Origin of the sequence: Enterobacter sp. Ap-867 (assembly GCF_011752855.1) — a bacterium.
In the GTDB taxonomy this organism is placed as follows: domain Bacteria; phylum Pseudomonadota; class Gammaproteobacteria; order Enterobacterales; family Enterobacteriaceae; genus Cedecea.
In genome coordinates, this window is record NZ_VWWS01000005.1 from 15369 (window position 1) to 37809 (window position 22441).

The 22441-nt window shown below is 57.6% G+C and carries 20 protein-coding genes; 11 read left to right on the top strand and 9 right to left on the bottom strand.

From position 1 onward, the window contains the following. Positions 1–33: 33 nt before the first annotated feature. Genes hpxZ through F3J26_RS12985 form a run of 4 tightly spaced genes read right to left on the bottom strand, consistent with a single transcriptional unit; the run spans position 34 to position 3574 of the window. A complete protein-coding gene (hpxZ, locus tag F3J26_RS12970) occupies positions 34–417 on the bottom strand; it encodes an oxalurate catabolism protein HpxZ (protein WP_008457285.1) in 384 nt (127 codons plus the stop codon). Then, the gene (locus F3J26_RS12975) at positions 418–1794 is read right to left on the bottom strand and encodes an AtzE family amidohydrolase (RefSeq protein WP_166994253.1); all 1377 of its coding nucleotides are present in this window, start codon (positions 1792–1794) and stop codon (positions 418–420) included. After that, positions 1791–1979: an oxalurate catabolism protein HpxX gene (gene hpxX / locus F3J26_RS12980; protein ID WP_008457287.1), complete on the bottom strand. Its 189-nt coding sequence runs from the start codon at positions 1977–1979 to the stop codon at positions 1791–1793. The genes F3J26_RS12975 and hpxX overlap by 4 nt, the downstream gene beginning before the upstream one ends. A gap of 11 nt (positions 1980–1990) precedes the next feature. Further along, a complete protein-coding gene (locus F3J26_RS12985) occupies positions 1991–3574 on the bottom strand; it encodes a gamma-glutamyltransferase (RefSeq protein WP_166994255.1) in 1584 nt (527 codons plus the stop codon). Between the two features lie 122 nt (positions 3575–3696). Between F3J26_RS12985 and F3J26_RS12990 the strand changes: the two genes are divergently transcribed. The 3 genes from F3J26_RS12990 to hpxK all read left to right on the top strand — a co-directional run bounded on the left by F3J26_RS12990 (position 3697) and on the right by hpxK (position 7223). Further along, entirely contained in the window at positions 3697–4536 is an 840-nt protein-coding gene (locus F3J26_RS12990) for a MurR/RpiR family transcriptional regulator (RefSeq protein ID WP_166994257.1), read from the top strand. A gap of 186 nt (positions 4537–4722) precedes the next feature. Continuing rightward, complete coding sequence (locus tag F3J26_RS12995; RefSeq protein ID WP_166994259.1) at positions 4723–5964, top strand: aminotransferase class V-fold PLP-dependent enzyme; 1242 nt, start codon at positions 4723–4725, stop codon at positions 5962–5964. Next, complete coding sequence (gene hpxK / locus F3J26_RS13000; protein ID WP_166994261.1) at positions 5964–7223, top strand: allantoate amidohydrolase; 1260 nt, start codon at positions 5964–5966, stop codon at positions 7221–7223. The genes F3J26_RS12995 and hpxK overlap by 1 nt, the downstream gene beginning before the upstream one ends. Positions 7224–7264: 41 nt before the next feature. Here hpxK and F3J26_RS13005 read toward each other — a convergent pair whose 3' ends face one another. Both F3J26_RS13005 and fadE read right to left on the bottom strand, forming a co-directional pair. Beyond that, positions 7265–8032 carry an amidohydrolase gene (locus F3J26_RS13005; protein WP_008457303.1) on the bottom strand — a complete coding sequence of 256 codons (768 nt, stop codon included), beginning with the start codon at positions 8030–8032 and terminating at the stop codon, positions 7265–7267. Between the two features lie 258 nt (positions 8033–8290). Continuing rightward, positions 8291–10735, bottom strand: a complete 2445-nt coding sequence (gene fadE / locus F3J26_RS13010) for an acyl-CoA dehydrogenase FadE (protein ID WP_166994263.1) — start codon at positions 10733–10735, stop codon at positions 8291–8293. 229 nt (positions 10736–10964) lie between these two features. Here fadE and lpcA point away from each other — a divergent pair, with 229 nt between their 5' ends. Both lpcA and F3J26_RS13020 read left to right on the top strand, forming a co-directional pair. Then, positions 10965–11546: a D-sedoheptulose 7-phosphate isomerase gene (gene lpcA, locus F3J26_RS13015; RefSeq protein ID WP_008457307.1), complete on the top strand. Its 582-nt coding sequence runs from the start codon at positions 10965–10967 to the stop codon at positions 11544–11546. A 55-nt stretch (positions 11547–11601) separates the two neighbouring features. Beyond that, positions 11602–12369, top strand: coding sequence for a class II glutamine amidotransferase (locus tag F3J26_RS13020; protein ID WP_008457309.1), 768 nt, complete (start codon positions 11602–11604; stop codon positions 12367–12369). Here the strand turns inward: F3J26_RS13020 and dpaA are convergent. Then, positions 12340–13080 (bottom strand): peptidoglycan meso-diaminopimelic acid protein amidase, encoded by a 741-nt coding sequence (gene dpaA / locus F3J26_RS13025; RefSeq protein ID WP_039300629.1) that lies wholly within the window; start codon positions 13078–13080, stop codon positions 12340–12342. The genes F3J26_RS13020 and dpaA overlap by 30 nt on opposite strands. Positions 13081–13372: 292 nt before the next feature. Here dpaA and dinB point away from each other — a divergent pair, with 292 nt between their 5' ends. Next, positions 13373–14428, top strand: a complete 1056-nt coding sequence (dinB, locus tag F3J26_RS13030) for a DNA polymerase IV (protein WP_008457347.1) — start codon at positions 13373–13375, stop codon at positions 14426–14428. Between the two features lie 125 nt (positions 14429–14553). Here dinB and pepD read toward each other — a convergent pair whose 3' ends face one another. Then, entirely contained in the window at positions 14554–16011 is a 1458-nt protein-coding gene (pepD, locus tag F3J26_RS13035; protein WP_166994265.1) for a beta-Ala-His dipeptidase, read from the bottom strand. A 255-nt stretch (positions 16012–16266) separates the two neighbouring features. Here pepD and gpt point away from each other — a divergent pair, with 255 nt between their 5' ends. The 3 genes from gpt (at position 16267) to crl (ending at position 18553) form a co-directional block, all read left to right on the top strand. After that, entirely contained in the window at positions 16267–16725 is a 459-nt protein-coding gene (gene gpt / locus F3J26_RS13040; protein WP_008457349.1) for a xanthine phosphoribosyltransferase, read from the top strand. A gap of 121 nt (positions 16726–16846) precedes the next feature. Further along, positions 16847–18094: an esterase FrsA gene (gene frsA / locus F3J26_RS13045; RefSeq protein WP_166994267.1), complete on the top strand. Its 1248-nt coding sequence runs from the start codon at positions 16847–16849 to the stop codon at positions 18092–18094. A gap of 57 nt (positions 18095–18151) precedes the next feature. Then, positions 18152–18553: a sigma factor-binding protein Crl gene (gene crl, locus F3J26_RS13050; protein ID WP_008457351.1), complete on the top strand. Its 402-nt coding sequence runs from the start codon at positions 18152–18154 to the stop codon at positions 18551–18553. A gap of 55 nt (positions 18554–18608) precedes the next feature. Here crl and ompC read toward each other — a convergent pair whose 3' ends face one another. Further along, positions 18609–19718 carry a porin OmpC gene (gene ompC, locus F3J26_RS13055; protein WP_008457352.1) on the bottom strand — a complete coding sequence of 370 codons (1110 nt, stop codon included), beginning with the start codon at positions 19716–19718 and terminating at the stop codon, positions 18609–18611. Positions 19719–20016: 298 nt separating this feature from the next. Here ompC and proB point away from each other — a divergent pair, with 298 nt between their 5' ends. Together proB and proA are read left to right on the top strand one after the other, a co-directional pair. Next, positions 20017–21120 carry a glutamate 5-kinase gene (gene proB, locus F3J26_RS13060; protein ID WP_008457354.1) on the top strand — a complete coding sequence of 368 codons (1104 nt, stop codon included), beginning with the start codon at positions 20017–20019 and terminating at the stop codon, positions 21118–21120. A gap of 11 nt (positions 21121–21131) precedes the next feature. Next, positions 21132–22385, top strand: a complete 1254-nt coding sequence (proA, locus tag F3J26_RS13065; protein ID WP_008457356.1) for a glutamate-5-semialdehyde dehydrogenase — start codon at positions 21132–21134, stop codon at positions 22383–22385. The last annotated feature ends 56 nt before the right edge of the window (positions 22386–22441 follow it).

A 22441-nucleotide genomic window follows, 5' to 3' on the forward strand; every position in this document is an offset into this window, starting at 1 on the left:
AACAGAAGATTTTTATGGTGAAGAAACAGACTATCACCCCATTAAACTTACATGCGCCGCCACAATCTTCCAGCCTGAGGCAAACCGGACCCAGGTCTGCATCTGGCGGCCAATCTTATCGCTGCCTTCTCGGGTAAACTCAGTGCTCGCCACCGCGAGGTCGTCGCTGAAGGTGGTGATAACGGTATTTCTCAACTGGCGATCCAGCCCCTTCGGCGAACGCCCGTTGCGGAAAGCGCGGATCTGCTCAATGCCATAAAGGTTTTCCGTTGCGCCAAAACGCACGGTGCGAGCATCCTCCCAAAACAGCTCATCCAGAACGGCGACGTCATTGGTAATCAGCGCCTGCTCGTAGCGATAAAATGCCGCAGTGACTTCATTTAAAACGGCCGGGCGGTCGATATTATCTCGCATCATTTAACTTACCTTCGTCTGTAAAATACCCTGAGATTCCAGGCGGCGAGCGGCCTGCAAACACACGTCTTCCCGCCACGGTGCGGCAATTAATTGCACGCCAATCGGTAAACCGCTGGCCGCGACCAGCGGGGCGCTGACAACCGGTAATCCCAGGAAAGAGATTGGCTGCGTCAGGATGCCCATGCTGGCTTTGACCGGGATATCTTGCCCGTTGATATGCATGGTTTGCTGCCCGATAAGCGTGGCGCAGCATGGCGTGGCGGGGGCAACAAGCAGATCAAAATGGTCAAACAGCGGCAGCGTGCGATCGCGGAACCAGGCCCGGAAGCGCTGAGCCTGGGTGTACCAGGCCGACGGCGTCATGGCCCCCGCCAGCAGGCGTTCGCGCGAGTTAGTTTCGAAGCGCTCAGGGCTGGTTCGCAGTGCGGGCAGGTACTGATTTCCCCCTTCGGCGGCGGTCAGCAAAAAAGCCGCCGAACGGGCGAGTTCGGCTTCTGGCATAGAAACTTTTTCCGTAGCCTGGAGCGCTTTGGCTACCCGGCTAACGGCTTCTTTGGCATCTGCGTCACACCAGCTTTCAAAGAAACCCTCCAGCACCGCCACGCGAAGCGGCGTATCACGCTCAAGCGCTGCGCAAACCGGCTCAATGGCGCGCGAAGTCTGAAAAGGATCGCTACTGTCGTACCCTTGCAGCACATCGTAAACCGCCGCGACATCCTCCACGCTCCGAGCCAGCGGGCCGATATGGTCGAGGCTGGCGACAAAAGGATGGCTGCCGCCGCGCGACAGGCGACCAAAAGTCGGCTTCAGGCCCACGAGCCCGCAAAGTGAAGACGGGACGCGAATGGAGCCGTTGGTGTCGGTGCCAAGGGTGAAGTTCACCATGCCCGCAGCTACAGCTGCCGCTGAGCCGCCGGACGAGCCGCCCGCAATACGCGACAGATCGTGCGGGTTTTTGGTGGCTCCGTAATAACTGTTTTCCGTGGTGAAGCCGTAGGCATAGGCATCCATATTCAACGCCCCGCTTAGCATTCCCCCCGCTTTTTGCAGCCGTGTAATAGCGAAGGCATCTTCAGAGGCCGCGGGTTGCCCGGCAAACAACTCCGCACCTGCAAGGGTTGTTACCCCTTTAATGTCGAAAAGATTTTTTACCGCGTAAGGCACGCCCGCGAGCGCTGGCAAAGGGCTGCCGCGACCGATCAGTTGGTCTACCGAGGCCGCCTCTTCCAGAAGACGATCCTGGGTGATTTCCGTAAAGGCATTAAGCTGCGGGTTTCGCTGCTCAATCTTTGCCAGCGTTTGCCGGGCCAGTTCGGTAGCTGAAAAATCTTTGTCCCGCAGTCCCTGCTGGATCTGTCGGATAGAAAGGGCAGTCATAGCGTATAAACTCCGGCGGTTTCCTGGCGATCGGCAAGCGGGAAGGCCATCAGCGGTCCAGCCATGGCCGCAATACGTGTCAGCTGCAACTCCAGCTCTTTGCGGCGCTCGTCGGTCAGCGGCACGGCGAGCAGTTGCTCCATCAGGACAATGTAGTGCTGCCAGTCAAAAGAAGATTGGTTCATTGGTATTTTCCTCAAAAGCCTGCGGCGCTGCCGTTGCTGCGCGGATCCCACGCACCTTCGAGCATGCCATTGGTATGTCTGACGATGGCGCCGGCGTGGCCGACGATCTCGCTGAAGGCGGGGACTGTTTCTACCTCGTGTCCGAGGGCTTCAAGCGCGTTGACGGTGTCCTGGCTAAAGCGGCTCTCAAGCTTGAGGCTGTCGGAAACTTGCCCCCAGGTGCGGCCCAGCAGCCAGCGCGGCGCGCAAATGGCCTCCTGTAAACCGATGCCCTGAAGTACATAGCGGGTAAAGATTGTCGCCTGCGTCTGCGGCTGGCCGTCGCCGCCCATCGAGCCGTAAACCAGCGTTCTGCCGTCGGCGAGCCTGGCTGCTGCCGGGTTCAGGGTGTGGAACGGTTTTTTGCCCGGCGCCAGCGCCAGCAGATGCTCTGCATCGAGGCTGAAAGATGCCCCGCGGTTTTGCCACAGCACGCCGCTTTGGGGTAGCACAACCCCGCTGCCGAATTCGTGATAAATACTTTGAATAAACGACACGGCCAGGCCATTCCCGTCAATGACGCCCATCCAGACCGTGTCGCCGGGGCCTTTACCTTTGCCCCACGGGGCGGCGCTTTGGTCATCAATTTTTGCGGCCAGCAGATCCAGCGCCTCGGGATCTAACAGGTTTTGTATTGAGGTCGCGATCAGGCGCGGGTCGGTGATGTGCTTGTCGCGCAGCGCAAAGGCTTTTTTAGTGGCTTCCACGATGCGGTGTACGGTCTGAACTTCACTGGCGTTTGCCATCGACAGGCGGTCGGTAATGCCGAGGATCGCCAGCGAGACCAGCCCTTGCGTAGGCGGGGCGAGGTTAAAAACTTCCCCGGCCTGGTGCTCAAGGCGAAGCGGTTTGCTGCGGGTTGCCCGATGTGCGGCGAGGTCAGCCGCGGTGATTGGCAGTCCCAGTTCGGCCAGCTCTTCGGCAATGATTGAAGCCAGCGGGCCGCGATAGAAACTGTCCAGGCCTTCTACGGTCATTCGCGTCAGGGTCCTGGCCAGCCGGGGCTGCGTGAAACGACTCCCGGTCGCGGGCACTTCACCGCGCTGCAGGAACGTGTCGGCAAAACCTGGAATATCAACCAGCTCTGCGTATTTGCTTTGTGTCGCGTTCGCCTGAGAGGCGGTGACCGGGATCCCGTCCGCCGCATAGCGAATAGCATCGGCCATCAGGCGGGAAAGCGGCATCTGCCCGCCGCCAAGCTCCGATGACACTTTCAGTGCTTCTGCCCAGCCGCTCAGCGTGCCGGGCACGGTCAACGCAGCACGGGTGCCGCGGTGGGGAATAGCGCGTTCTCCCCGATAGAAATCCAGTGACGCCAGCGATCCGGCGGCCCCGCTGGCGTCGATGGCCACAGGTTCCCCCTCAGGCGGAACAATCAGCCAGAATCCATCCCCGCCTATACCGTTCATATGGGGATAAACCACCGCGATAGTGGCGGCTGCGGCGACCATCGCTTCAACGGCATCACCGCCCTGGCGCAGCACAGACAGCGCACTTTCAGAAGCCAGATGATGGGGCGTCACCGCCATGCCTCCGGGGGCCATATTGCTTTGCATATTTTTCTTCTCTTGCAGGAAATCCGCTCGGGTAGGGGAGTCAGAAGCAAGAGATGTTCCAGGTTGACGAGGATCGTTTCACTGTGTCAGGCTTTGATGAAACAAAAGTTGCAGGAGTCGGCATGAAAAAGTTAGACGAGCGGTTGCGGGCGTCATGGGCGCTCTTTTCCCCGCAGGAGCAGCGCGTGGCCTCGTTCATCGTTGACCACTTTGATGACTTGATCAGCTACAACAGCGCCGAGTTGGCGCGGCTTTCAGGCGTGTCCAAGGCCACCGTGAGCCGCCTGTTTAAGCGCTTAGGTTACGAGCGCTACAAAGATATGCGCGAAGAGCTGCGGACCCTGCGCCAGAGCGGGATGCCGCTGACGGAAAACCGCGATGCCGTGCAGGGCAACACGCTGCTGGCGCGTCATTACAAGCAGGAAATGGCGAACCTTACTCAACTGGTAAATCAGCTTGAAGCGGGCCCGTTTGCCGAAGTGGTCAAGGCCCTTGTGACCGGAAAACGACTGTTTATCATTGGGATGCGAAACTCCTGGCCGGTGGCGATGCACTTGCGCCAGCAGCTTTTGCAGGTGCGCAGCGGCGTACATCTGCTCCCGCAGCCGGGGCAGACGCTGGCGGAAGAGCTGGTGGATATCGGCCCGGAAGATTGCGTCGTCACCGTGGCGTTTCGCCGCAGGCCGCGCATTATTAAGCCACTGCTCACCAGTTTACAGCAGCGCGGTATACCGCTGGTGATGCTGAGCGAACCGGGTTCGGCGGTGCTGGCAAGTTATCCTGGCTGGCATTTGAGCGCGCCGCTCGACAGCGTTTCGGCGTTTGACAGCTACAGCAGCGCCATGAGCCTGGTGAATTTACTGGCTAACGCGGTGCTGCATGAATCATTGACCAGTGGACGTCAGCGTATCCATAATATCGCTGAATTGTATACAGAGCTGGACGAACTCGAACAGCGTTAATGCTCCTCGACGGTGCAACTGCACAGTTCGGGTGAGCCAAAAGAGTTCATCGTTTTTACCCAAACCTGTTTTTCCGCGCTGGCTTAAGCCTGTCAGCCGGAAAAAATTTTGCCTGCGGCTGGCACATTAGTTGCAAAAGATGATTATAAGAATCTTTTGTTTCAATCTCAGACTCAAGGAATCGCCATGTTTGATATTCAGCAGTTTTCCCAGATCAACCCGCCGCACCGTTTGCTGATGGGGCCAGGCCCGATCAATGCCGATCCGCGCGTGCTGCGTGCCATGGCGAGCCAGCTTATCGGCCAGTATGACCCGGTGATGACGGGATATATGAATGAGGTGATGGTGCTGTACCGCGAGCTCTTCCGCACCGAAAACAAATGGACGATGCTGGTGGACGGCACTTCCCGCGCCGGGATCGAGGCCATTTTGCTGTCGGCTATTCGCCCTGGCGATAAAGTGCTTGTGCCAGTGTTTGGCCGTTTTGGTCACCTGCTGTGTGAGATTGCCCGCCGCTGCCGCGCCGAAGTGCACACCATTGAAGTTCCGTGGGGCGAAGTATTCAGCCCGCAGCAAATCGAAGACGCCATCAAAGCGGTAAAACCTCGCCTGCTGCTGACCGTGCAGGGCGATACTTCCACCACGATGCTGCAGCCGCTGGCCGAACTGGGGGAGATCTGCCGCCGCCACGGCGTGCTGTTCTACACCGATGCTACAGCATCGTTTGGCGGGAACGAACTGCTCACCGATGCCTGGGGACTGGATGCCGTTTCCGCCGGATTGCAGAAGTGCCTGGGCGGCCCGTCAGGCAGCTCACCGGTTACCCTTAGTCCGAAAATGGAAGAGGCCATTCGCCGCCGTAAATGCGTGGAAGAAGGCATTCGCACTGCCGCCCATCAGGACGGGGACGAAGAGATGATCTACTCCAACTACTTCGATCTGGGCATGATCATGGACTACTGGGGGCCGGAACGTCTGAATCACCACACCGAAGCGACGAGCATGCTGTTTGCTGCCCGTGAGTGCGCCCGCGTGATCCTGGAAGAAGGTCTGGACGTCGGTATTGCCCGTCATGAGCTGCACGGCAGGGCGATGGTGGCGGGGATCCAGGGCATGGGGCTGGAAACTTTCGGCGATCTTGACCACAAGATGAACAACGTCCTCGGCGTGGCTATCCCGGCGCAGGTTCACGGCGAAGAGGTTCGTAAGCTGCTGCTGGAAGATTTCCATATCGAGATCGGCACCTCCTTCGGCCCGCTACAGGGCAAAATCTGGCGCATCGGCACCATGGGCTACAACGCACGCAAAGACTGCGTGCTGCAAACGCTCACCGCGCTGGAAGCGGTGCTTAACCGTCTCGGCTTTAAAAGCGTGCAGGGTGAAGCGATGCAGGCAGCGTGGAACGTTTACGCGCAGGGTGCCCGCTAATGGGCGCGCCGCTTATGGATGCTAACTATGCCGCGGTTGCCGCCCAGCGCGTCATGGACAGGGCTGACCAGCTAGCTGCTATCAGCGAAAGCGCGGGCCAGCTGACCCGGGTTTACCTTTCGGTGCAACATTTGCGGGCGAATCAGCTGGTCGCTGGCTGGATGGAGCAGCTCGGCATGACGACCTGGCAGGACGCTGTCGGCAATATTTGTGGGCGTTACGAAGGCAGGCAAGAAGGCGCGCAGACGATTTTGCTGGGATCCCATCTTGATACGGTGCGCAATGCGGGCCGCTACGATGGGATGCTCGGCGTGCTGTGTGCCCTGGAAGTGGTCGCGTACCTTTATCAAAACAATATCCAGCTCGAGCAGGCCATCGAAATTGTCGGTTTTGGCGATGAAGAAGGCACCCGCTTTGGGGTTACCCTGCTGGGGAGCCGAGGCATCACCGGCAGTTGGCCGGCGCATTGGCTGAGCTGTGAAGATGCCAACGGCGTCAGCGTGGCGCAGGCCATGACGATTGCCGGTCTGGATCCGACGCGTATTGCCAGCGCGGAGCGGCCAAAAAGCGATTTCAGCGCTTACCTTGAGCTGCATATCGAGCAGGGACCGGTGCTGGAAGAGCAGGGCCTTGCGCTGGGCGTGGTCACGGCCATTAACGGTGCCCGTCGCCTGAACTGCAGCTTTACCGGCCATGCGGGCCATGCGGGGACGGTGCCAATGGCGCTGCGCAAAGATGCGCTGGCCGCCGCTGCCGAATGGATGACCTTTATTGAATCCGCCACGCGCCGCCACGGCCCCGACGAAGTTGCCACGGTGGGAACGTTAAGCTGCGCGCCAGGCGCGGTGAACGTCATCCCTGGCGACGTTCAGCTTACGCTGGACATTCGCAGCCCGCGTGACGAAAGCCTGGCGAGTTTGTTAGGCCAGCTTCTTGCCGAAGGGGAAGCGATTGCCGCCCGTCGCGGTATGCAGTTTACCGCAGAAGTCTACTACGCTATTCCAGCCACGCCGTGTGATGCGGCATTGCAGGCAACGCTAACGCAGGCGGTGAGCGAAGTTCAGGGGCGGAGCCTGTCGTTGCCAAGCGGCGCAGGGCACGACGCCATTGCCATCGCCGAGCGTTGGCCGAGCGCCATGCTGTTTGTTCGCTGCGAGAAGGGTATCAGCCATCATCCGGCGGAATCCGTCATGGAAAGCGACGTGGCCCTTGCCGTCCAGGCTTTCACTCGCGCCGTGACTGTGCTGGCGGAACAATAAAAAACCGGCCTGAATAGGCCGGTTTCTGCATACTTTCATTCTTAAAGGCTGAAAGGATCGGCATCCTGCCAGGCCGGGAATTTCTCCCGGTACTCCCGCAGCGCAATCAGCGAAAGATCGGCATCAAGTCGTGCCGCCTGGTGAGGTTCAACGCTCGCCAGGATCTCGCCCTGCGGGCTGATGATCCGGCTGTCGCCCCGGTAATGGTGGCCGTTGCCGTCGGTGCCCACGCGATTGCAGCCTGCCACATAAGCCTGGTTCTCAATGGCGCGCGCCTGCAGCAGACTTTGCCAGTGCAGAGAGCGCGGCGCGGGCCAGTTGGCGACGTACAGCGCCAGATCGTAGTCGTTGCGATTGCGGGACCACACCGGGAAGCGCAGGTCGTAGCAAACCAGCGGTAAAATACGCCAGCCTTTCCACTCAATAATCACGCGTTCTTCCCCGGCCTGATAATGATGATGCTCATCGGCCATGCGGAACAGGTGGCGCTTATCGTAGAAATGCACTTTGCCATCCGGCTGAACCAGCAGGAAGCGGTTCACCGGCCCGCGTTCGGTTTGCAGAGCGGCGCTACCGGCGATCATCGCCTGCGTTTGCTGGGCTTTGAACTGCATCCAGTCAATCACTTCCTGTTCCGGCATTGACTGCACGGCGGCTTCCATCGCAAAGCCGGTGGTGAACATTTCCGGCAGAATAATCAGGTCACGCCCGCGCACGCCCTCCAGCAGCACATCAAAATGACGCAGGTTCGCGGCACCGTCCATCCAGACGAGCGGTTGTTGCAGAACGGAAACTTTCAGACCAGACACCATCGGCAGCCTCTTAGCAGAATATTTCATCCACTGTAGCACGAGAAAACGTGCTTTTGTTGGCAATAAAAAACCCCGCATCTGCGGGGAAAAGGCAACTGGTAACTTTCAGATAAAATAAAAAACTTAAAGAAAACAGTCATGAATAAATAGAAAAATCAATTCATTGATTTTTGGCGTATTACCACAAAGAGGGAAAAACCACGCTTTTTCCCTCTTTGTTATAAAGAATTAACCCCTCATAAGAGGGGTTAATGGTCAGGCGGCTTCAACCTTTCTGTGCTTTTCCGGCACCTTCACCGGCTGTGTCGCCAGCGCCTCCGGATCAAACTCATCCACGTTGATGCTGCGCAGGCGGCTGGCTTCCGCTTTGGTCAGAATCGCCGCTTCATCGGCGGTGATCTTGCCTTCACCCAGCAGCTGCTTCGCCAGTTCATCCAGGCGAGTGAACGGCAGATTGCGCTTCAGCTCTTTGCATACGCGCTGGTGGATTGGCTCGGCGGCCATAATATCCAGCAGAGCGGCTTCCAGCAGGCCAGCAGGGTTATGCTCGCTTGGCGTCAGGTACTGACCGCGGCCAATACGCGACCGGGTTGCGGACGGCACCTGCAGGATTTTCGCCAGCTTGTGGTCCAGCACATCGGACGGCGCATCGTAGCGGCGACCCAGCGGGAAGATAACCAGCCGCAGCGTACCGGCCACAAAGCGGTTCGGGAAGTTGCGCAGCAGGTCATCAATCGCCTGTTCGGCCTGGAACAGCGCATCCTGCACGCCCCAGTGAACCAGCGGCAGATCGGCTTCGTTACGCCCTTCATCTTCGTAGCGTTTCAGCACCGCCGTCGCCAGATAAAGCTGGCTCAGCACATCACCCAGGCGAGCAGAGATACGCTCTCTGCGCTTCAGGCTACCGCCCAGCACGGCCATGGAGACATCCGACAGCAGCGCCAGGTTGGCGCTCAGGCGGTTGATGTACTGGTAGTAGCGTTTAGTTGCATCGCGGGTCGGCGTGCTGCTGCCGAGGCCGTTGGTCAGGCCCAGCCACAGGCTGCGCATTTTGTTGCTGCCCACGTGGCCGATGTGCTTGAACAGCAGCTTATCGAAGGCATTCACGTCGTTATTCTGCGCCGCAGCCATCTCTTCCAGCACGTACGGATGGCAGCGAATTGCGCCCTGGCCGAAGATGATCATGCTGCGGGTCAGAATGTTAGCGCCTTCAACGGTGATAGCGATCGGCGCGCCCTGGTAAGCGCGGGCCACGAAGTTAGCGTCGCCGAGCATGATGCCTTTCCCGCCGACGATATCCATCGCATCAAGAATGGCGCGCTGGCCACGGTGGGTACAGTGGTACTTAACAATCGCAGACAGTACGGCGGGTTTCTCACCGAGCACGATGCCGTAGGTAATTAAAGAAGCTGCGGCATCCATGACATACGCGTTACCGGCGATGCGTGCCAGCGGCTCTTCAATCCCTTCCATTTTACCGATAGAGATTTTGAACTGACGGCGAATATGCGCGTAAGCACCCGTTGCCATCGCCACGGATTTCAGGCCGCCGGTAGCGTTCGACGGCAGGGTAATGCCGCGACCTACGGACAGGCACTCAACCAGCATACGCCAGCCCTGACCGGCCATTTTTGGACCACCGATAATAAAGTCGATAGGCACAAAGATGTCGTTCCCACGGGTTGGGCCGTTCTGGAACGGCACGTTCAGCGGGAAGTGACGTTTGCCGATCTCCACGCCAGGCGTGTGGGTTGGGATCAGCGCACAGGTAATGCCGAGGTCTTCTTCGCCGCCGAGCAGGCGTTTCGGGTCAGACAGTTTGAACGCCAGGCCCAGTACGGTGGCGATAGGGGCGAGCGTGATATAGCGTTTGTTCCAGGTCAGGCGCATACCGAGCACCTGTTCACCCTGCCATTCCCCCATGCAAACCACGCCGCTGTCCGGGATGGCACCGGCATCGGAACCGGCTTCCGGGCTGGTCAGCGCGAAGCAAGGAATTTCCAGGCCGCGGGCCAGGCGAGGCAGGTAGTGATCTTTTTGCTCTTCGGTGCCGTAGTGCTGCAGCAGTTCGCCCGGGCCTAAGGAGTTAGGCACGCCGACGGTAATCGCCAGGATCCCGGAAACGCCGGACAGTTTTTGCAGCACGCGAGCCTGAGCATAGGCTGAGAACTCGAGGCCGCCGTACTCTTTCTTGATGATCATCGCGAAGAAGCGATGCTCTTTCAGGTAAGCCCACAGCTCAGGGGGCAGGTCGGCCAGCTCATGGGTGATCTGGAAATCGTTCGCCATGCGGCAGGCTTCTTCCACCGGGCCATCAAGGAACGTCTGTTCCTCTTCGGTCAGCTTTGGCTGAGGGTAGTTATGCAGTTTTTGCCAGTCCGGCTTGCCGCGGAACAGATCGCCTTCCCACCAGGTCGTCCCGGCGTCGATGGCTTCTTTTTCGGTGCGGGACATCGGCGGCATGACTTTGCGGAAGCCACGGAAAATCGGTGCGGAGATCAGCGATTTACGCAGCGGCGTGACCAGCAGCGGCACCAGAATTACCGCCAGCGGAACCAGCACCCAGAAAGACCAGATGCCAGCGAAGCCCAGCGCGGCGGTCCACGCGAGCAGAAGCACGCTGCTAAGCAGCAGATTTGCCTGGTGATAGAACAACACACCCAGCAGAACAACGGTAAGGACAATGCTTAAAATCAACATAAAGAAAGCTCCCTTGCTTGTAGGAGGTCTGACCACTTGTGATGTATTGGTTGTAGTGGATGTTGCTTTCTTTAGCAATGTGTTTACAAAATAATTACAACCTCGCTCACATTGTTGCCGCACTTCCAGGGAAAACCCCGGCTTTACACGCGGGGTTACGCTTCTCGCTTTCGGCGCTATCCGGTACACTGCGGGATGTGAAATTCACTCAAACCTCAAGGACCTCCTCATGTACCAGGATCTTATTCGTAGTGAGCTAAATGAAGCGGCGGAAACGCTGACTAACTTCCTTAAGGATGAAGCCAACATTCATGCCATCCAGCGCGCAGCGGTGCTGCTGGCAGACAGTTTCAAAGCGGGCGGCAAAGTACTGTCCTGCGGGAACGGTGGCTCACACTGCGATGCTATGCACTTTGCGGAAGAGTTAACGGGCCGCTATCGTGAGAACCGCCCGGGCTATCCGGCGATCGCGATTTCTGACGTGAGCCACATCTCCTGCGTCAGCAACGATTTTGGCTACGACTATGTCTTCTCTCGCTACGTTGAAGCCGTTGGCCGCGAAGGCGACGTGCTGCTGGGGATCTCCACGTCCGGCAACTCCGGCAACGTCATCAAAGCGATTGAAGCTGCCCGCGCGAAAGGCATGAAAGTCATTACTCTGACCGGCAAAGACGGCGGCAAAATGGCCGGTACGGCTGACATCGAAATCCGTGTGCCGCACTTCGGCTATGCGGACCGCATTCAGGAAATTCACATCAAAGTGATCCACATCCTGATTCAGTTAATCGAAAAAGAAATGGTTAAAGCTTAGCCCGTAATGCCCCAGCTCCTCCCGGAGCAGGGGCATTCGTTGTGGGAGAGAAGAGATGTGCGAATTGCTCGGGATGAGTGCCAACGTACCGACGGATATCTGTTTTAGTTTTACCGGACTGGTGCAGCGCGGAGGCGGAACAGGCCCCCATAAAGACGGCTGGGGTATAACCTTCTACGAAGGAAAAGGCTGCCGCACGTTTAAAGATCCGCAGCCGAGCTTTAACTCGCCCATCGCCCGCCTCGTCCAGGATTACCCAATTAAATCCTGCTCGGTTATTGCGCATATTCGCCAGGCAAACCGCGGCAAGGTTGCGCTGGAAAACACCCATCCGTTCACCCGCGAACTGTGGGGCCGCAACTGGACCTATGCCCATAACGGGCAACTCAAGGGCTATCGCACGCTGGAGACGGGGACGTTCCGCCCGATTGGCGAAACGGACAGCGAGCAGGCGTTCTGCTGGCTGCTGCACAAACTCACGCAGCGTTACCCGCGCACGCCGGGCAATATGGAAGCGGTATTCCGCTACATCACTGAACTGGGCGCAGAGCTTAGAGAAAAGGGCGTGTTTAACATGCTGCTGTCGGACGGGCGCTACGTGATGGCGTTTTGCTCGACGAACCTGTTCTGGATCACCCGCAGAGCGCCATTCGGTGTCGCTAAGCTGCTGGATCAGGACGTGGAAATTGATTTTCAGGAAGAGACCACACCTAACGATGTGGTCACGGTCATCGCAACTCAGCCGCTGACCGCCAACGAAACCTGGCACAAAATTGAGCCAGGCAAGTCGGCGTTATTTTGCCTCGGTGAGCTTATAGTTTGAAGCCAGCTGCGGTTGAACTGGCGTCATCACGGCAGGTTTGCTGATGACGTAGTTCCCGCTGACCACGGCCACGCCCGGTGGTTGATGGTTAGCCGCGAAGTAGTCATAGCCCGGTTTCAGCTCTTTCCAGAAGTTGATGTAGGTGGAGTACTTGTGGCGTTCCATATTGGCGTCGGTCATGCGGAACGGGAAGATACTCACCTGTACGCGCGGCTGGCCAAACACCAAAGCCCCGGTCACAAACTGGAAGATTTCGTCGATGCCGGAGTCGGTCATGGCATAGCAGCCAATCGACACGCAGGCGCCGTGAATCATCAGGTATTTCCCTTCATAGCCGTGAGCGCGGTCAAATTCATTCGGGAAGCCAATATTAATGGCTTTATAGAAGCGGCTGTCCGGTTTTAACTGACTGCGATCAACGCTATAAAACCCTTCCGGGCTTTTAAAATCGCCCTGACGCTGTTTTGGCCCCAGGCCGCCGGAATAGTTACAGATGCGGTAACTGTTGAGGAGCTGGTACTGCTCGCCCATCTTCACCCACAGTTCCAGGGTGCGCTCTTCTTTAAAGATTTGAATATAAACCGGGGAGCCCATTAGCTGCTGTCTGCTATCTTTGCCGACAGGGGCGGCGACACCGCTGCTGTTAAGCAGGCTGGCGAAAGAGAAAAACGGCATAGAGAGCATCGCAATAATCAGTGCGATCTTACGCATACTGCTTGATTCCTTGATAAACCTGAAACTAACAGCCAGGACGGCTAAAGGGACCCGAAATCAGAAAATTCTGTACAGGATTGCGCTCACATTAGCATCGTGGCTAATTTTCGCAAGCGCCAGACGCGGGCGTTTACACATTTTATTGGAATCAATTGGAGTTTTTGCGGTGTGTCACTTTATGCCCGAGGTGATGCCACTTGCAGGAAAAGATTTGGTGGCCTGCGACAATTTCCTCATTTTGAAAATTAGCTGTATACTTATCCAGTGTTATTTTTCTGGTTGAGTGGATATGCGCAAAATCATTCATGTCGATATGGACTGCTTTTTTGCCGCCGTTGAGATGCGTGATAACCCGGCCCTGCGCGATATTCCCCTCGCTATTGGCGGCAGTGCCCAACGGCGAGGCGTGATCAGCACGGCGAACTATCCCGCCAGAAAATACGGCGTGCGCAGCGCGATGTCGACCGCGATGGCGCTAAAACTCTGTCCGCATCTCACGCTATTGCCGGGCCGGTTCGACGCCTATAAAGAAGCCTCCAACCATATTCGTGAAATCTTCTCCCGCTATACCCCGCTGATCGAACCCTTGTCGCTGGATGAAGCTTATCTGGACGTTACGGACAGCGAACACTGCCAGGGCTCGGCCACGTTGATCGCCCGCGAAATTCGTCAGGCCATTGCCGACGAACTGAACCTGACCGCCTCAGCTGGCATTGCGCCGATAAAGTTTCTGGCAAAGATTGCCTCCGACCTCAATAAACCCAACGGCCAGTATGTCATTACGCCCGAACAGGTGCCGGACTTTTTAGCGACGCTACCGCTCGGGAAAATTCCCGGCGTGGGCAAAGTCACGGTGGCAAAGCTGGAAACGCTCGGTCTGCGAACCTGCGCTGACGTGCAAAATGCTGACCTGGCCATGTTGTTAAAACGCTTTGGGAAATTTGGCCGGGTGCTGTGGGAGCGCAGCCAGGGCATTGATGAGCGCGAGATCAGTAACGATCGTCAGAGAAAGTCGGTGGGGGTAGAGCGGACGCTCGCGGAAGACATTCATGAATGGCCAGAATGCGAAGAGATTATTGAACGCCTGTACCCGGAGCTTGAGAGGCGACTTGCCAAAGAGCGGGCCGACCTGCGTATCGCGCGGCAAGGCATCAAGCTGAAGTTTAATGACTTTCAGCTGACGACCCAGGAGCACGTCTGGCCGAAGCTGAACAAAGAAGACCTGATTGCCACCGCCCGTAAAACATGGGAAGAACGGCGGGGAGGGCGCGGCGTCCGGCTGGTGGGGCTGCATGTGACGCTGCTCGACCCGCAACTGGAGAGACAACTGCTGCTGGGGTTGTGAATTAGACCCTCATCCCGGCCTTCTCTCTGGAAGGGAGAAGGGGAAAACACGTTTTCGCTGAAAATGAGGCAGACAAAGAAAATCCCCTCTCCCTTATAAGGAGAGGGTTAGGGTGAGGGTAAAACTTATTTCGCCGGAATCGCCTTCAGCAGCTCGGTCAGCAGCTTCCAGTACTGGCCAACGCTCTCAATATGTACCTGCTCGTCCGGGGAATGTGGGCCGGTAATGGTTGGCCCGATGGAAACCATATCCATCTCCGGATACGGCTTTTTGAACAGACCACATTCCAGGCCCGCGTGGATAACCATGATGTTCGGCGTCTGGTTGAACAGCTTCTGGTAAGTCTCGCGTACCAGGGCCATCACCGGAGACTTAGCGTCCGGCTGCCAGCCAGGATAGCTGCCTTTCGCCACGGTTTTCGCCCCGGCCAGTTCACCCAGGGACTCCAGCACGCTAACCACGTAGTCTTTACCGGAATCGATCAGGGAACGAATCAGGCAGATAATTTCTGCACTGTCGTCGCTCATGGTCACGACGCCCGCGTTCAGGGAAGTCTCAACCACGCCCTTCACTTCGTCTGAGTTACGAATCACGCCGTTTGGCGTTGCGTTCAGCAGATGCAGGAAGGTATCGCGAGTTTTAGCGGTCAGCGCCTGTTTGTCAGACGTTGTGGCTTCCACCAGCACGGTAATGTTCTTCTCGACCGCAGACAGTTCATTTTTCAGAACGGCCAGGTAAGCGTTAGCCGCAGACTTCAGCTCGGCCGCTTTCGCCGCAGGCACGGCCAGCGTGGCGAAGGCTTCGCGCGGAATGGCGTTACGCAGGGTGCCGCCGTTCAGGTCGAGCAGACGTGCGTCCAGTTCCGCGGCATGAGCCAGCAGGAAGCGAGCCAGCAGCTTGTTGGCGTTCCCCAGGCCCAGATGGATATCTGCGCCGGAGTGGCCGCCTTTCAGCCCCTTGATGGTCAGCTTGAAGGTGTCAAACCCAGCCGGAACGGCTTCACGCTGCAGCGGCAGCGTAGTGATAAAGTCGATCCCGCCCGCGCAGCCCATGTAGATCTCACCTTCCGTTTCGGAGTCGGTGTTGATCAGGATATCTGCCTGCATCCAGCCCGCCTGCAGGCCAAATGCGCCGTCCATCCCGGCTTCTTCGGTCATGGTCAGCAGCACTTCCAGCGGGCCGTGCGCCACGCTGTCGTCAGCCAGCACCGCCAGCGCGGACGCCATACCGATGCCGTTGTCTGCGCCCAGCGTGGTGCCGCGCGCTTTTACCCACTCGCCGTCGATGTACGGCTGGATAGGATCTTTAGCGAAGTCGTGAACGGTGTCGTTGTTTTTTTGCGGCACCATGTCGAGGTGCGCCTGAAGCGCCACAGGTTTGCGGTTTTCCATGCCCGGCGTAGCAGGCTTGCGAATCAGGATATTCCCCACCTGGTCACGTTCGACGTGCAGGCCTTTTTCTTTTGCCCAGGACAGGATGTGTTCCGCCAGCGCTTCTTCATGATAGGACGGATGCGGAATAGAACAGATTTTGGCAAAAATATCCCACAGCGGCTGTGGCGATAATTGAGACAATTCAGACACGTTGAGTCTCCCTGGAGTCGTTTTTTTGGCTGACCGGTTACGTTTTTAGCCGGGTTCAGATACACCACAAGCACGGCTTGCGCGATGTTCTGAGAATACCACTTTCTTTTGTTGCGTGAAGGCTGAATACGAGCAAAATCCGCTGCCAGTGGCCTGCGGCACTGGTTTTTAGTGCGCCAGATCTCTATAATCTCGCGCAACCAAAACTCCTTCGAATACTTTTTAAGCCGTTATTTACAGGCCGGGACACTTCACATGAGCGAAAAATACGTCGTCACCTGGGACATGTTGCAGATTCACGCCCGCAAACTGGCTCAGCGTCTGCTGCCAGCCGAACAGTGGAAAGGCATTATTGCCGTTAGCCGTGGTGGCCTGGTGCCGGGCGCGCTGCTGGCTCGTGAACTGGGTATTCGCCATGTTGATACCGTTTGTATCTCCAGCTACGACCACGACAACCAGCGTGAGCTGACCGTGCTGAAGCGTGCGGAAGGCGATGGCGAAGGTTTTATCGTGATCGATGACCTGGTCGACACCGGCGGCACCGCGGTAGCCATTCGCGAAATGTATCCGAAAGCTCACTTCGTCACTATCTTCGCTAAACCAGCCGGTCAGCCGCTGGTGGACGATTACGTGATTGATATCCCGCAGGACACCTGGATTGAGCAGCCGTGGGATATGGGCGTGGTGTTTGTGCCGCCGTTGGCTGGCCGTTAATCCCTCCATGATTTGAGCTTTGTCATTTATTTGGCGCCCGGCATAGCCGGGCGTTTGTGTTATTTGGACCGTATCAGGCTACAATAGCGACGTTTCTCGTATTCATGGAGGCAGTGAAACGATGTCGCAGGCCAACCTCAGCGAAACCCTCTTTAAGCCAAGATTCAAACACCCGGAAACGTCCACGCTTGTTCGTCGCGCACGGCATACCGCCACGCCCGCGATCCAGTCCGCGCTGGACGGCAAAAACGTGCCCCACTGGTACCGCATGATCAACCGCCTGATGTGGATCTGGCGCGGGGTCGATCCGCGTGAAATCCTCGAAGTCCAGGCCCGGATTGCCTGCACCGAGGCTGAACGTACCAACGACGACCTGTTTGATACCGTGATGGGCTATCGCGGGGGGAACTGGATCTACGAATGGTCGAAGCAGGCGATGCTCTGGCAGCAGCGTGCCGGCCAGGAAACGGACGAAGAGAAAATCGGCAAATGCTGGCTGCAGGCGGCTAACCTCTACAGCATTGCGGCGTACCCGCACCTGAAAGGGGACGCGTTGGCGGAGCAGGCCCAGGTGTTGGCTAATCGGGCTTACGAAGAGGCGGCTCCCCGGTTGTCCGGCGGGCTGCGCGAGCTTGAATTCCCGATGACCGGTGGCGGCACCATCAGCGGCTTCCTGCACATGCCTAAAGGGGTAGAAGGGCCATTCCCGACCGTGCTGATGTGCGGCGGCCTCGATGCCCTACAGAGCGATTATTACAGCCTGTTTGAGAAATATTTTGCCCCACAGGGCATCGCGATGTTGACCATCGACATGCCGTCAGTCGGTTTTTCCTCTAAGTGGAAACTGACCCAGGATTCCAGCGTGCTGCACCAGCACGTGCTCAAAGCATTGCCCAACATTCCTTGGGTTGACCACACGCGCGTCGCAGCATTTGGCTTCCGCTTTGGCGCCAACGTTGCCGTGCGCCTGGCCTACCTCGAAGCGCCGCGCCTGAAAGCCGTTGCCTGCCTTGGGCCGGTGGTTCACGCCCTGCTGAGCGACCCGCAGCGCCAGGCCAACGTGCCGGAAATGTACATTGACGTGCTTGCGAGCCGCCTGGGCATGACCAGCATCTCCGACAGCGCGCTGAGCGTGGAGCTGAACCGCTACTCCCTGAAAACGCAGGGGCTGCTGGGCCGCCGCTGCCCAACGCCGATGCTATCCGGCTTTTGGGAGAACGATCCTTTCAGCCCGGAAGAAGAATCCCGTTTAATCACTTCGTCATCTGCCGACGGCAAATTACTCCAGATCCCGTTTAAGCCGGTGTATCAAAATTTTGACAAAGCGCTGCAGGAAGTTACCGGCTGGATGAAACAAAGATTACGTTAAATATTTGCTTAATTATGGCGGTTTGCTAAAACAGTTGCTTCACAACAGGAGATCGTAATGACGTTACCGAGTGGACACCCGAAAAGTAGACTGATCAGAAAGTTCGCCTCGCTTGGCCCGTATATCCGGGAAGAGCAGTGTGAAGACAACCGTTTCTTCTTCGATTGCCTGGCGGTGTGCGTTAACGTAAAGCCCGCGCCGGAGAAACGCGAATTTTGGGGATGGTGGATGGTGCTGGAAGCCCAGGAAAAGCAGTTTACCTACACCTGGCAGTTCGGCCTGTTTGATAAAGACGGCAAATGGACGGCGACCCCGGCAAAAGATAAAGAAGTGGATGAAAAGCTGGAGCAGACGCTGCGCGGTTTCCACGGACGCCTGAAAGATTTACTCGCCACCCTTGAGCTTGGGCTGGTGCCTGCCGAGAACTTTGCGGAAAAGTCGCTTAAACTCTCTGCCTGAAAATAAAAAATCCCCGTCAAGCTGACGGGGATTTTTTTATCCGCAGTATCGCGAATTAGAACTGGTACACCATACCTACCGCAACAACGTCGTCGTTGTTCAGCTTAAGCTTGTTGTTGTCGCTCAGCTGGTTGATTTTGTAATCAACAAACGCAGACATGTTTTTGTTGAAGTAATAGGTGGCGGCCACGTCGATGTATTTCACCAGATCCGCATCACCAATGCCTTCGATGTCTTTCGCTTTAGACTGCACGTAGCCCAGGGATGGACGCAGACCGAAGTCGAACTGGTACTGAGCGATGGCTTCGAACGCCTGGTTTTTGTTAGCAAAACCAGACACGCTGCTGCTGGTGCCCGCCAGGGAGCCCGGAACGCTGATTGGGTTCATGTTACGGGTTTCAGCGTAGATGGTTGCCAGGTACACGTTGTTTTTGTCGTACTTGATGCCGGTGGTCCAGGCTTCAGCTTTATCGCCTTTACCGTAAACGGACGCTTTCTGCGCGTTGGTACGGTTAGAGTTGGCGTATGCTGCGCCCACGCTCAGGCCGGTGTCAGCGATGTCGTAGGACAGGCTGGTACCGAAGCCGTCGCCGTTCTGGCGAGAAGTATCGGAACGGGTGTTCGCGCTGTCAGCCCCGTTCTTGCCCTGGTATTGCAGAGCCAGCTTCAGGCCGTCAACCAGACCGAAGAAATTGTTGTTGCGGTAAGTCGCCACGCCGGTCGCACGGCCGGTCATGAAGGTGTCGGTTCTGACGAAAGAGTCATCGCCGAACTCTGGCATCATATCGGTGTAAGAGGCGATGTTGTACAGCACGCCGTAGTTACGACCGTAATCAAATGAGCCGTAGTCACCGGCTTTCAGGCCCGCGAACGCCAGGCGAGTTTTGGTGCCGGTAGAGTCGTTCTCTGCTTTGTTACCCGCAATCTGGTATTCCCACTGGCCGTAACCGGTCAGCTGGCTGTTAATCTGAGTTTCACCTTTAAAGCCCAGGCGAGCGTAAGTCTGGTCGCCATCGGAACCGGTGTTGTCGCTGAAGTAGTGTTCAGCTTTAACGCGGCCATAGATGTCAACCTTGTTGCCGTTTTTGTTATAAACTTCGGCTGCCTGAGAAGCAGAAGCAGCCACGATACCCATTACCACTAATGCCAGTGTGCTCTTTTTCATTTGTTATCCCAAGAATGATGAACGCTTGCAAAATTGATCCAGGAGTCGGGCTCCTGCTAAAAACAGGAAGGGTTTTATCGTTCTCAGATTAAAGATTTATGACAATTTAGGAGAAAGATTAAATAAACGTAATAAAGTTTATATGTCATAAAAATGTAAAATATATCCGCTATCCTCAGCGATCCTTTCTGGCTTATTAGCCCTTTTCCCACGCCGCCTGTTGGCAAGCCGCGCGACTCCTGTTACAACGTCATCTGGCTTTTTAATTTCCCCTTATTTGTAGAAACGGCAGAGAATCATGAGTGACAGCCAGACGCTGGTCGTAAAACTAGGCACCAGCGTATTAACCGGTGGCTCCCGCCGCCTGAACCGCGCCCATATTGTTGAACTGGTTCGCCAGTGTGCCCAGCTGCACGCGGCGGGGCATCGTATTGTGATTGTGACTTCCGGGGCGATTGCCGCCGGGCGTGAACACCTCGGCTACCCCGAACTCCCCGCCACCATCGCGTCCAAGCAGCTGCTGGCCGCGGTAGGGCAAAGTCGCCTGATTCAGCTCTGGGAACAGCTGTTCTCTATTTACGGCATTCACGTCGGGCAGATGCTGCTGACCCGCGCCGATATGGAAGATCGCGAACGCTTCCTTAATGCCCGCGACACGCTCAGAGCGCTGTTAGATAACAACATTGTGCCGGTCATTAATGAAAACGACGCCGTGGCGACGGCTGAGATCAAAGTCGGCGACAACGACAACCTTTCCGCGCTGGCCGCGATTCTAGCCGGGGCCGACAAGCTGCTGCTGCTCACCGACCAGCAGGGCCTTTACACCGCCGACCCGCGTAACAACCCGGCAGCGGAACTGATTAAAGAAGTGCACGGCATCGACGATGCGCTGCGCGCCATTGCGGGCGACAGCGTTTCCGGCCTCGGCACGGGCGGCATGGGCACCAAGCTCCAGGCGGCCGACGTGGCCTGCCGCGCGGGTATCGACGTCATCATCGCCGCAGGCAGCAAGCCGGGCGTTATCGGCGACGTCATGGCCGGCAACCCTGTAGGAACGCGCTTCCACGCGCAGCAGTCGCCGCTGGAGAACCGCAAACGCTGGATCTTTGGCGCTCCGCCTGCCGGCGAAATCACCGTGGATGACGGCGCGCTGTCCGCTATTCTGGAGCGTGGCAGCTCGCTACTGCCTAAAGGCATCAAAAGCGTGAGCGGCAACTTCTCCCGCGGCGAGGTGATCCGCATTCGCAGCCTGGAAGGGCGCGACATCGCCCACGGTGTTTGCCGCTACAACAGCGACGCGCTGCGCCGCATTGCCGGGCATCACTCCCAGCAAATCGACGACATCCTCGGCTATGAATACGGCCCGGTGGCCGTGCATCGCGACGACATGATTGTTAATTAAGGAGCAGACTAATGCTTGAACAAATGGGCAAAGCGGCAAAAGAGGCCTCTTACCAGCTGGCACTGCTCTCCGGCCGCGAAAAGAACCGCGTGCTGGAAAAAATTGCCGACTACCTTGAAGCGCGTTCGGAGCAGATCCTGACCGCCAACCAGCAGGACGTGGACGAAGCGCGTAAAAACGGCCTCAGCGAAGCCATGCTCGACCGCCTGCAGCTCACCCCGGCTCGCCTGAAAGGCATCGCTGACGATGTGCGCCAGGTATGCAGCCTCGCTGACCCGGTAGGGCAGGTGATCGATGGCGGGCTGCTGGACAGCGGGCTGCGCATCGAGCGCCGCCGCGTGCCGCTCGGCGTGGTGGGCGTAATCTATGAAGCTCGCCCGAACGTGACCGTGGACGTCGCCTCCCTGTGCCTGAAAACCGGCAACGCGGCAATTCTGCGCGGCGGGAAAGAAACCTGGCGCACCAACAACGCCACGGTGGCGGTGATCCAGCAGGCGCTGGAAGAGTGCGGCCTGCCGAAAGCGGCGGTTCAGGCGATTGAAAACCCGGACCGCGCGCTGGTCACCGAAATGCTGCGCCTCGACCGCTACATCGACATGCTGATCCCTCGTGGTGGCGCGGGCCTGCATAAACTCTGCCGTGAACAGTCGACGATCCCAGTGATCACCGGCGGCATCGGCGTGTGCCACATCGTAGTGGACGACACCGCCGAGATTGAACCGGCGCTGAAAATCATCGTGAATGCCAAAACCCAGCGCCCGAGCACCTGCAACACGGTGGAAACGCTGCTGGTGCACCAGGCAATTGCCGACCGCTTCCTGCCTGCGCTGAGCAAGCAGATGGCGGAGTCCGGCGTAACGCTGCATGCTGACGAGAAATCGCTGCCTGTACTGCAAACCGGCCCGGCGGCGGTGGAAGCGGTGAAAGAGGCGGATTACAACGACGAATGGCTGTCGCTGCACCTGAATGTGAAAGTGGTGGCGGATCTCGATGATGCCATCGCCCATATTCGCGAGCACGGTACCCAGCATTCGGACGCTATCCTGACCCGCACGCTGCGCAACGCGAATCGCTTTATTAACGAAGTGGATTCCTCTGCCGTGTACGTCAACGCCTCAACCCGCTTCACCGACGGCGGCCAGTTCGGCCTGGGCGCGGAAGTGGCGGTCAGTACCCAGAAGCTGCACGCCCGCGGCCCGATGGGGCTTGAAGCCTTAACTACCTACAAGTGGATCGGTTTCGGCGACGACACTATTCGTGCGTAATTGAAGACAGGGTGATGCAAAAACCAGCGGTCAGTTTGATAAGTGGTTGACGCATC

Bases quoted from the DNA above. Each gene is read 5' to 3' on its own strand.
- fadE (WP_166994263.1), bottom strand. From the start codon at position 10,735: ATGTTGATTTTAAGCATTGTCCTTACCGTTGTTCTGCTGGGTGTGTTG.
- dinB (WP_008457347.1), top strand. From the start codon at position 13,373: ATGCGCAAAATCATTCATGTCGATATGGACTGCTTTTTTGCCGCCGTT.
- F3J26_RS13020 (WP_008457309.1), top strand. From the start codon at position 11,602: ATGTGCGAATTGCTCGGGATGAGTGCCAACGTACCGACGGATATCTGT.
- crl (WP_008457351.1), top strand. From the start codon at position 18,152: ATGACGTTACCGAGTGGACACCCGAAAAGTAGACTGATCAGAAAGTTC.
- F3J26_RS12995 (WP_166994259.1), top strand. From the start codon at position 4,723: ATGTTTGATATTCAGCAGTTTTCCCAGATCAACCCGCCGCACCGTTTG.
- ompC (WP_008457352.1), bottom strand. From the start codon at position 19,718: ATGAAAAAGAGCACACTGGCATTAGTGGTAATGGGTATCGTGGCTGCT.
- hpxZ (WP_008457285.1), bottom strand. From the start codon at position 417: ATGATGCGAGATAATATCGACCGCCCGGCCGTTTTAAATGAAGTCACT.
- frsA (WP_166994267.1), top strand. From the start codon at position 16,847: ATGTCGCAGGCCAACCTCAGCGAAACCCTCTTTAAGCCAAGATTCAAA.
- hpxX (WP_008457287.1), bottom strand. From the start codon at position 1,979: ATGAACCAATCTTCTTTTGACTGGCAGCACTACATTGTCCTGATGGAG.
- proB (WP_008457354.1), top strand. From the start codon at position 20,017: ATGAGTGACAGCCAGACGCTGGTCGTAAAACTAGGCACCAGCGTATTA.
- proA (WP_008457356.1), top strand. From the start codon at position 21,132: ATGCTTGAACAAATGGGCAAAGCGGCAAAAGAGGCCTCTTACCAGCTG.
- gpt (WP_008457349.1), top strand. From the start codon at position 16,267: ATGAGCGAAAAATACGTCGTCACCTGGGACATGTTGCAGATTCACGCC.
- lpcA (WP_008457307.1), top strand. From the start codon at position 10,965: ATGTACCAGGATCTTATTCGTAGTGAGCTAAATGAAGCGGCGGAAACG.
- dpaA (WP_039300629.1), bottom strand. From the start codon at position 13,080: ATGCGTAAGATCGCACTGATTATTGCGATGCTCTCTATGCCGTTTTTC.
- F3J26_RS12985 (WP_166994255.1), bottom strand. From the start codon at position 3,574: ATGCAAAGCAATATGGCCCCCGGAGGCATGGCGGTGACGCCCCATCAT.
- F3J26_RS12990 (WP_166994257.1), top strand. From the start codon at position 3,697: ATGAAAAAGTTAGACGAGCGGTTGCGGGCGTCATGGGCGCTCTTTTCC.
- F3J26_RS12975 (WP_166994253.1), bottom strand. From the start codon at position 1,794: ATGACTGCCCTTTCTATCCGACAGATCCAGCAGGGACTGCGGGACAAA.
- hpxK (WP_166994261.1), top strand. From the start codon at position 5,964: ATGGGCGCGCCGCTTATGGATGCTAACTATGCCGCGGTTGCCGCCCAG.